The following is a 10,342-nucleotide window of genomic DNA, read 5'->3' on the forward strand; positions in this document are numbered from 1 at the left end:
GGATTCTTTGATGGTAACCCAGCGTTAGACCTTCCACGCCCAGAAAAAGGCACAAGCTGTCATTCAAATTCAAGCTGTCATAAGTAAAATGATTGATGAAGAGGGAATTGTGCTTACTCCAATTCCTTCTTCACCTTATTTTTTATTTAGTAAAATTCGTACAAGAAGCCGAGAGGCAAAATTGTGGATTGTCCATCTAGAAGTAAAAGGAGTGAAAGTTTTGAAAGCCCTTTCTTTTTTCCCTTCTCAGCCTGAAATTCAATATAAGATGGATCATTACATCGAACAAAAAAAATTAGGGTCAGATATTGCGTTGTATTACCAATTTAAAACCCAAAAGGCATCAGTCAATTCTTTTTCACTAATTCCTGATGGTTCTATTGATCTATTATTTTGCTGTAGTCCAGAGAATTACTCTACTTTCCTTTGGACCAGTCCTCATTATCGAAGTGAGCAACTAGATTTTCTAGAAGGATGCGAATATTTTGGTGTTAGATTATTTCCTGAACAAAAGATTTTTACATTCAATTATTCGATGCGAGATTTATTAGGTAAAAAAATTCCCTTAGAAGATGTTATGCCAATCGATTCCTCTTTAATGGAACAAATATTTATAGGGAAGTCATTTAATGAAAGAGTATATTTTTTTGAAAAGTTTATAGAAAAACTCAATACTGAAAAAGATGATACGAGTCTTATTGAATATTGTATAAAAAAAATATATTTATCCAAAGGAACTATAAAAGTCAGTCAATTATCAGTAGATACTGGATATTCCGATCGGTTTTTAAGAAAGAAATTTGAAGAGTATATTGGATTTTCACCAAAGCAATTTAGTGAAATTGTTAGATTTCAAAATTCCTTAGCCTTGATTTTTGAGAACGATAGATACAATTCCTTAGATATTGTTTATGAAAATGGCTATCATGATCATACCCATTTTATTAAGGGATTTAAAAAATTCACTCAATTAACTCCGACTCAATTTTTAAAGAACCTTTATTTGGATTCGTAAATTTTAGGAAAAAATATGGTATGTTTTATCGATTCATTCAATATGTCCAATGCGTACATAAAAATAGCCCTGATTTTTCTGCCAAGTGTAGAAAAATCAGGTTTTTTTTTGTCATAAAATTACGTCTAAAGGTAAGGCATAATGTGATAACCCAAAAAGTTGGATTTTTTATATCTCAAAATGCAATGGTGTTTTATTGCTTCTTCTTTTTTACCAAACGTCCTGCAGCAAAACCAATTTTGTCACTTTGTAAATGCGACAAAACTTAGGGAACTAAGGAATATAAAGTCTATTTAACCATGCTAGAATTAAATTGTGAAAGCGAATTCGTAGGTAACTCTGATAATTATTTTTTTCAAATTAGAAATGAATGCGCTGACAACAAAAAAATAATGGAGTGAAGAAGATGAGCGAAAAAACAGCAACAAAAACAGACTACAATTACTTAAGTCAAAAGCCAGGTGTACAGTTAATTAAAGCAGGTACTTTTAAAAAGATTGAATTAAATAATGTGTTGGGGATTCCAGCGGTCAAAAGCCAAATCATTGATGTGCCGGTTACTTCAAAAGAAAATGCCTTACAATTGGGGTATTTCTCTATGCAGCCTGGAGAGGAATTTGAATTTACGTATACATTCTTAGAAGTAAAGACTGTTATAAAAGGAAAATTTGTAATCCGTGATGACCAAGGGAAAAAGTATGTAGCAGAAGCTGGCGATGTAATTATTTTCACTCCAGATACAACTGTTGTATTTGATGGTGAGAGCGACGGGGAAGCGATTTATTCAGGACATAGGTTACCTGAACCTTTATTTATGTAATATTTGACTAGAATAATTGTACATGTCTAATTACTAGAATCTTTTGTGGGACTACAGCATGGGCAGGTGCGCATCTAGATAGATGAGAAAATAAGTAATTAAAAATTCTATAGGGTACTTATTATCCTATAGAATTTTTTTAAACTAAATAGTCAAAATCTTCTGTGTACTATTTTAAAGTAAGAAAATGATAACCGACATAATTAGGTTAAAATTCTTTATTCAACGTTCGTCAGGTTTTGATAGATAAAAGGGAAAGGAGCTAATATACAATGCACACAATTAATATCATGAGCTATGCTCATTTCGATTTTGAAGTTGAAGGGAAACCATCTTCCTTGGAAGAGATATTTCCCGGATTTAATATGAACGATCGAATTGGGATTGTGGTACGACAAGCTGGCGGAGGGATGGGGGCAAGTGCACTGCTCATGTCAGCATTAACGCGATTCTACGATTTTCATCGCCCCCTATTAGGTGACGAACCTGGCAGACTTCGAATCTATCCTGAAAACTTTGTGTTCCATGTAGGACAACGCCATATGAACCATTCCTGGATGGATATTTGGCCGCCTCACAAGGAGGTTGTGGTCGAGGACGATCCAGAGCAGATATTGGAGGCGATTAATGATCGCGGCATAACTCGCCTGCTAGTTGAAGACATTTCCCCTTTATCTGCCACTTTTCTAAGAGAGACAATTAGTAGTGCTCAACATCGTACCGTCAGCGCTTTAGCGTACTCACCAAGTGGAAGGGTTAAAAAGGAAGATATTACAATTGTTAGTTGCCCAGCTGCAGAAGAGAATGTCCTGGACTCCTTGAATCGATCTGATGAGTTGTCTGACGAAGTAAAAGAGCAATTACGTAAGTGGCGCCAGCAACTTTATGTAAATGGTCGTATAACAGAAACTTATCGCCGGATTGATCTATCCGAAGCTCTTCAAATGCTTTCTCCTACTAATGAACAGGGAGAGACTACACGTAGTTACATGAAAACTCTAGGTAATAATCCAATCTATACAACTAGTATTCCATTGCTTGAAAAAATAAATAGTTAAAATTTAACAGTTACATTTTAATAATAATCCAAATTCGAAAAGGGGTAGATTAATTTGCATGCAAAAAATATCTCAGAAGCTAGAAAAGGGGTCGCGGTAGGCGTTACGTCATCAATAGCTTGGGGAATAAATACAGTAGTAATAGGAGTCATATTAACACAAACACCTTTTATCGATACAAAAGAAGCCATTATATTAGCCCCATTTGTAAGTTCCTTCGCTCATGACTTTTTCTCTTCTCTTTGGATGATCTTATTAATGACTGTGAAAGGTAAAATTATTGAAGTACTAAAATATATGAAAACAAGAAACGGATTGATTATCTCACTAGCTGCATTATTCGGCGGGCCTGTTGGGATGACGTGCTACTTACTTGGTATCAATTATATCGGCGCAACCTATACTGCAAGTATCAGTTCGTTGTTTCCAGGAATTGGAGCCCTGCTGGCTTTCATATTTTTAAAGGAAAGAATTGGCCCTAGAACTTGGCTTGGAATTGTTTTAAGTATTACCGGAGTCATAATTTTAAGCTATATGCCATCCGATGGAAGCGCTGATCATCACTTTATTCTTGGAGTATTGCTTGCTTTAGGTTCAGCCATAGGATGGGGACTAGAAGGAGTAGTCTGCGCTTGGGGAATGAAGGGGGAGGATGCTGATCCTGAAATTGCAGTAGCTATTAGACAGACAACATCCGCACTTGCATATGCCATTATAGTCATACCAATTATTAAGGGATATGCATTAAGCTTCCAAGTCCTATCCTCTGGTGTAGTTTGGTTGCTAGTTATAGCTGCATTTCTTGGGGCCACGAATTACGTTTTATACTACAGAGCCATTCATTTAATCGGTGCTGCAAGAGGCACTGCACTCAACAATACTTATGCAGCATGGGCAATCGCAATTAGTTTAGTTGTTTTTAAACAGCCAGTGAGCTTACAGTTAATTATTGGTACAATCATCGTAATCGTTGGTTCTTTTTATGTATCAGGTAATCTTAAAGAGTTAGTTCATATATCTGGCGATTTTGAGAATAAAGAACCAGAAATAACAGAAATTTCAGGTTGATTTGATACTCAATGTTTAAAGAGGATGGCAGCATGCAACGGTAGAAAACTCATGATAGGTTTATAATAGGAATTGTAACCAAATTAAATAAAAACTAACAAACTGATAATCAGCATAAAAGGAAGCTAACCAATATGTGGATAGCTTCCTTTTCTTTGCTCAAAGACTTCGTCGGGTTAAGGGAAGTTAGCACCATTAATTGAAGGAAGGTTCTTATTAATTTACTAGATTTCTATATTTTCTTCCTGGACTTGAGATTGTGATGGCATTAATTTGTATAATTGTTCTACGAGTTCATCATAATATTTCATATTTGTAAAGGAACTAAGTGGGTAGCAAGTTTTATTTGGTACCGTTTTTTGGACAACTGAAAGGAACCTTTTGTGACAAATAATGAGGTCACCATACTCAGGAATTTCACTAATAGAGGAGTTTTCAACTTCAATTGAAAGATTAGCTTGTGCAAGTTTCTTTCTTAAAAATGTGGCTCCTGTCGCACTAGAACCCATTCCTGCTTCGCACACAAAAATGATGTTTTTAATCTTATTAATTTGGGATAAATCCCGTTTTTCCGGTATTTCAGTGTTTATGGGTAGAAGGGGAGAAGGATCAGGCATTGCTTTTTCTTCTTGCTTTTTTTGCTTTCCAAAATGGAAAAAATGATTAACTTCATATTTTTCCTTTAGTTGGGCGGAATCAGATACCCGTTTTAAAAGGAATATACTACAAAAAAAAGATGTGGTTGCTGCCAGGAATACACCTAATATAACGACTAAAATATCTTCTTTTGGTGCCAATCCGACAAGTAAGAATATACTGCCCGGAGATGGGAGGCCTACAAGACCGACATTAAATATTTGAAAGGTTAACGTTCCGACCATTCCCCCTAAAATGAGCGAAATTATAAGAAGGGGATTCATTAAAACATACGGAAAATATACCTCATGGATGCCTCCTAACAATTGAATAAAGATTGCTAGTTTCGCTTCCTTTCTTTGCTCATTTTTCGTTTTAATTAAGTAGGCAAGCAGAACACCTAGGCCAGGACCGGGGTTAGCTTCCAACAAGAAAAAGATTGATTTTCCCAGTTCTTTTGCCTGTTGAATCCCAATTGGTCCTAAAATACCAAAATTGATAATGTTATTAAAAAATAAAACCTTTGCTGATTCAATAATTATTGCTGTTAATGGAAGCAAGCCAGAATGAATAATGGCTTCTAATAGCCTAGTTAACCAATCTGCGATAGAAGAAAATATTTGTCCAACATAGAAGAAACATAAAATGGTGAATATAGTAGCAATGATTGCAGCTAATACATTGCCAATGAGTAATTCATAGCCAGCACCAGGTAATTTCTTTTTTAAAACATGATCTAACATTTTTATCACCCAACCTGCGAGTGGTCCGATAATCATCGCACCTAGAATGGTTGGGGTAGGACTTGATAGTGTTAATCCATAAGTCACAATAGCGGCAACAACGGCCCCCCGCTGTCCACCTATTAATCTACCTCCAGTATAGCCTAATAAAATTGGTAAAAGAATGTTATAAATAGGATTCAATAAAAGTAAAATCCTGTCATTATACAACCATCCATAAATGCCAAAGATTCCATCAATAATTCCAGCTGTTAAAATGACCCCAATATTTTGGTAAACGATTGCGCTCAATAATTGGGCTAGCTTCATCATTTACCGGGAGTCTCCTTTATGGATCGTTTGGCTTTCATTTCGTAAGCCTTCAATAGTATATCCTCTAAATAACTTTTCACGTCCTCAAAAATAGATTCGGTTAAAACGCTTACAAATTCTTCTTCTATTAACATAGAACTAATTTCACTAATCATTTCAATATGCTCTTTGGGTGCATCCTGAGGTACAGCCAAAAGAAGGACTGTATTAATTAACTGTTGCTCCTCATCTTCAGTAGGCCACAAAACTGGTTCTGTCAATCGAAAAACAACAACAACCAAGTTGTTAACTCCCACAGACTTAGCATGAACCATCGCTAAATTGCCTATTACAAACGTTCCTTGCTGTTCACGTTTTTCAAGATCATTAGAAAGTTCAATATGATCATTTATTTCTTCAGTATTCTTAATCAGATTAAGAATACTAGAAATACTAGGAGGTCGGACAATTACATCATTATAGATTTTTAGGTTGCGCAAAATTTGAATCATTCCTTCCCCATATTTTGCTAGTGAAAGGAAGGAAGGAGATTTCTTCTCCATTTCGTTTACTTTATTTTGATGGGGATGTGATTTATTAACTTTTAGAAGTGTATGTTGAATTTTTAATTGATCCTTCTTATTGAGAAATGGGCTTACAATAACGACATTTTTATTCTTAATAAAAGGGAGATTAATCGTTGAGATTATAATATCAACCTCTGGTTTTTTCTGAAGGAATCCGTCAAGTTGTTTCATCGAGACGATTGCTTCTACTTCAATATTTGACATTTTAGTACGTAGTCTTGAAGCAAGGTAAGTAGATGTTCCGAGACCGCTTGAACAGACTACGATGGCTTTATAGTCGTTCTTCAAAGAATCATTCTTACGAAGAATAGCAGCTCCAATATGCAGTGCTAAATAACCAATCTCACCGTTTGGAATCAGGTAGCCTGTTTTATTTGTTAAAAGTTTACACGCTTTCTTACATGCAGCAAAAATTTCTGGGTTCTTTTCTTTAATTTTCTCAAGCATCGGATTATGAATTTGAAGGCCGTGCTTTAAGCGGGTAAGAGCAGGTGCAAAGTGAGAAACCAATCCCTCAAGAAGCAATTCATCACCATCGAATGATTCTTCTAGGTAATATTCCATCGCACGAATAAAACTTTGTGTCAATTCAATCAAAGTAAATTCTTCACTATTATAGTTATCTATCTTATCTCCCGTAGATAGGCGGGCCCCAGCTAAATGTAAAACAATATAATTCGTTTCAATTTTGGGGATTGAAATTTCGAGTGCTTTTTCTAGTCGATCCACAATTCTATTCGCAAGTGTATAAATCACATTATCAAATTCATAATCCTGAAAAAAGGGTGTATCAATAACATCTCCTTTTTTAATTCTTTCTACAGCAAGCATTAGATGAACGATTAAATTTACATAGTTACGGTCAGTTAATTCGATATTATTTTGTTCATTTAAAACTTGATTTACCACCCTCTCAACATCTAAGATTTCGTCAGGTTCAACAAACCTTAATAAACGATTTCGAATTGTCATACTCAATTTGTATTGTACTATTTCCTCTTCCGTTTCATTACTTCTATGAAAAAGTTCAAGCCACTCTTCAAATGTTATGTCTTTATGGAGTAATTGTGATAGCATTGTCCTACGTTGCTTTTCTTGCCCATCGATATATGTACCAATTCCAGGTGTCCGAATAAGTTTAATTCCTCCTTTTTCAAGCCACATGCTTACTTTGTCCATGTCAGAGCTAATGGTTGTTTCAGTGACCCCATATTTTTTGCTGAACACATATTGTTTAATTGGTTCTTTAGAAAGTAATAAATCGTATGTGATGCCATCCTGCCGTTCGTCTGGAGTGTATGCAATCAGGTCTTTTGCCTGTTGTATATGTTCTTTTAGTTGTTTCTTCCCATCAGATGGTCCTGATAATTGAAAACCTTCTCCAATTTTTTTCTCTATTTTTAATTCATAGACTTTTAAAATAGATTTGAGATATTTTATTTCTCTTTGTATCGTTCTTGTGCTTAATTTAAACATTTCAGAAATTTCTTTAATAGATACAGCTTTGTTGGATTGAAGCAGTGTTCTTAGTAGATCTTTTTGACGAGAATCCAAAACAGGAATTTGTTTCTTCATTTTGATTGTCTCCTTCTAAGATAAACATTGGAGGGGGGCCTTGGTCCTGGTTATTAATTCTTTCTTAGTAGTTTTGGTTGTCAAGAGGTATGTAACTTCTAACTATTTTAGTCTTTCTATTATTTTTTTGCTTACATTATTTGGTACCCAATGTGTCCATAACTTTTCATATTTTTTAAGGAACCATATCGCTGTCTCACGTGGAGTTGAATTGTGTTTCTCCATATAAGCTAAAAAGCTACTCGTAATTGTACTGTTAGTAGAGTAGTTACAAAGAAACTTATAAACTTCTGGAACTTGTGCAGGAAGCTTATTATTTACAGCTATCGTTAATCTTTGCGAAGGAAATTCTGTCCGATAGCCGTCTAGCCAATCTATTTCATCATATGGTGCATCCTTTAATTCAGTAATATCATACTGTCCGGCGATTGATGATGGTTTCCATTGGTAACCAACCCACGGTTTACCAGCTTCGTATGCACGAACAAACGATGCATTCAACACTGTCTGAGATCCTGGATCAAAGTAATTGAATTTGTCGGATAAATGGTAATCCTTCATTTTCGCTTCTAAGATTTTATTTGCGTTCCATAATGGAATTGCACCATAAATACGCCCTTTGTTAGAGTCATCAGGATCTTTAAATAAACTCCAATATTTAGGCAGATCGCGAATTGAGCTTAAATTAGGAGCCATCGGTTTTATACCCCGCTTCGGATCTCCTTTAATAACATAAGTTGGAACAAAAAGTCCTTGTCGTGTATCGTCTAGGTTTACAGATGCTTCTATAATATCGCCATGTTCAATTGCGGATTCGTATTGTTTTGGATAACTTCCCGTCCAAATCTCCATGTACACATCCATAATTCCATTGCCTATCGCAAAAAGCGAAGCAGTCTCAGAACCTTGAACTAATTCCGTTTTATAGCCAAACCCTTCTTCGATAATAATTCTTGCAATCTCGTTGTGCACTCTAATACTATCCCAACCCGGATCTGCAAATTTAATTGTCCCTAGTACTCTAGTAGTTGTTCTGGAAACCTTTGAATTGCTGCAACCTGTTAGGACAGTAGATGAAATAAGAATGACTGTAGCAATTAAGCTGATAATCCTTTCCATATAAATTCTCCTCTGCTTAAAGAATTTAAGTCAACAAATTTCATCATGTTTTGACCAATAACGCAAAGCAAAGTCAGAATATTCCGATGTTTAACTATAAATATATAACAGAAAATCAATTTGTAAAAGGAAAACTCTTTATTAAACAATATATTTTTGAAATTCTAATTTTAGAGAACTTAGTTTTGTAGACCTTTTTATGTTTTTGCGATTCTTATAAAAAATTTATTATGGGGATTTTTAGTTGAATTTTCACGAAGGTAATCTTCTTTAAAAATAATAATTTCAAAAATAAAACACGATACAATTTAGTTGTAAAGTTGGAAACTCAGTATTTTTTATAAGTTTTGGGATCATTACAAATAACACCGCAATAACAAATTTTAGTATTTTAAAACATAATAGTATATGTTTAGACACTATCTGAGGAAAAAGTGCATACTTTTTTATCTGAAAATTTTGATTTATATTAATATTACTGAAATTAATAAAAAAGGAGTGACAAACATGAAACTTCAATTAGCGCTGGATTTAGTAAACATCCCAGAAGCAATCAAGGTAGTAAGAGAAGTTGAAGAATATATTGATGTGGTAGAGATTGGAACTCCCGTTGTAATTAATGAAGGTCTTCGGGCAGTTATGGAAGTAAAACAAGCTTTCCCTAACCTGACTGTTTTAGCAGACCTGAAAATTATGGATGCTGGTGCCTATGAAGTAATGAAAGCATCTGAAGCAGGTGCTGATATCATAACTGTTCTTGGTGCGACAGATGATTCGACTATTAAGGGAGCAGTAGAAGAAGCCAAAAAACATGGTTCAAAGATCTTAGTAGATATGATTAATGTCAAAGATCTTGCCAAGCGTGCATATGAAATTGATGAACTTGGCGTAGATTACATTTGTGTGCACACTGGTTACGATCTTCAAGCTGCTGGAGAAAATCCATTTGAACAACTTCAAACGATTAAACGGATTGTTAGAAGGGCTAAAACAGCTGTTGCTGGCGGTATTAAATTAGATACATTACCGGAAGTTGTTAATGCACAGCCAGATCTTGTTATTGTAGGGGGTGGTATTACGGGACAAAATGATAAAAAAGCTGTTGCAGCTAAAATGAAAGAATTAATCAACCAAAAAACGTTAGCTTAAAAACAAGCGGAAATAAAGCGCTATCATTAGGGCCTATAGTGAAGAAAGTTTTATAAATTTGCTCAGATTAAAAAATTAAGGTTTGAGGGAGGAAATAAAATGGAAAACCAAGTTTTACAAAAAGTTGGACACCCTTTAGAGCCGCTAACTGAAGAAGAGATTCTAAAAGCAGTTGCCATTATCAGAGCGCAAAAAGGATTAACGGAATCTGCAAGATTCGAACAAGTTGTGTTAAATGAACCTGATAAAGAAGTTGTCCTGAATTTTAAAGAAGGAGATCC

At 34.9% G+C, this 10,342-nt stretch carries 9 protein-coding genes; 6 read left to right on the forward strand and 3 right to left on the reverse strand.

The genetic code is table 11. The features are described from left to right. The first annotated feature begins 88 nt into the window (after positions 1–88). From KHB02_RS28405 to KHB02_RS28420, 4 genes are all read left to right on the forward strand, one after another. Entirely contained in the window at positions 89–1,015 is a 927-nt protein-coding gene (locus tag KHB02_RS28405) for a helix-turn-helix domain-containing protein (protein WP_241114167.1), read from the forward strand. Between the two features lie 406 nt (positions 1,016–1,421). Then, complete coding sequence (locus KHB02_RS28410; RefSeq protein ID WP_213147559.1) at positions 1,422–1,835, forward strand: cupin domain-containing protein; 414 nt, start codon at positions 1,422–1,424, stop codon at positions 1,833–1,835. Positions 1,836–2,107: 272 nt separating this feature from the next. After that, entirely contained in the window at positions 2,108–2,893 is a 786-nt protein-coding gene (locus tag KHB02_RS28415; protein ID WP_241114168.1) for a hypothetical protein, read from the forward strand. 54 nt (positions 2,894–2,947) lie between these two features. Continuing rightward, positions 2,948–3,961 (forward strand): DMT family transporter, encoded by a 1,014-nt coding sequence (locus tag KHB02_RS28420; protein WP_213147558.1) that lies wholly within the window; start codon positions 2,948–2,950, stop codon positions 3,959–3,961. Between the two features lie 224 nt (positions 3,962–4,185). Here the strand turns inward: KHB02_RS28420 and KHB02_RS28425 are convergent, their stop codons facing one another. The 3 genes from KHB02_RS28425 to KHB02_RS28435 all read right to left on the reverse strand — a co-directional run bounded on the left by KHB02_RS28425 (position 4,186) and on the right by KHB02_RS28435 (position 8,912). Then, positions 4,186–5,652 carry a PTS transporter subunit EIIC gene (locus KHB02_RS28425; RefSeq protein ID WP_213147557.1) on the reverse strand — a complete coding sequence of 489 codons (1,467 nt, stop codon included), beginning with the start codon at positions 5,650–5,652 and terminating at the stop codon, positions 4,186–4,188. Next, positions 5,649–7,793 (reverse strand): BglG family transcription antiterminator, encoded by a 2,145-nt coding sequence (locus KHB02_RS28430; RefSeq protein ID WP_213147556.1) that lies wholly within the window; start codon positions 7,791–7,793, stop codon positions 5,649–5,651. Before KHB02_RS28430 ends, KHB02_RS28425 begins: the two co-directional genes overlap by 4 nt. A gap of 102 nt (positions 7,794–7,895) precedes the next feature. Beyond that, positions 7,896–8,912, reverse strand: coding sequence for an ABC transporter substrate-binding protein (locus KHB02_RS28435; protein ID WP_213147555.1), 1,017 nt, complete (start codon positions 8,910–8,912; stop codon positions 7,896–7,898). 507 nt (positions 8,913–9,419) lie between these two features. Between KHB02_RS28435 and hxlA the strand changes: the two genes are divergently transcribed. Both hxlA and KHB02_RS28445 read left to right on the forward strand, forming a co-directional pair. After that, a complete protein-coding gene (gene hxlA / locus KHB02_RS28440; RefSeq protein ID WP_213147554.1) occupies positions 9,420–10,061 on the forward strand; it encodes a 3-hexulose-6-phosphate synthase in 642 nt (213 codons plus the stop codon). A gap of 99 nt (positions 10,062–10,160) precedes the next feature. Then, positions 10,161–10,342 (forward strand): hypothetical protein (locus KHB02_RS28445; RefSeq protein ID WP_241114169.1); only part of this gene is annotated, 182 nt, incomplete at its 3' end.

The organism is Neobacillus citreus (genome assembly GCF_018343545.2).
GTDB lineage: Bacteria > Bacillota > Bacilli > Bacillales > Cytobacillaceae > Neobacillus > Neobacillus citreus.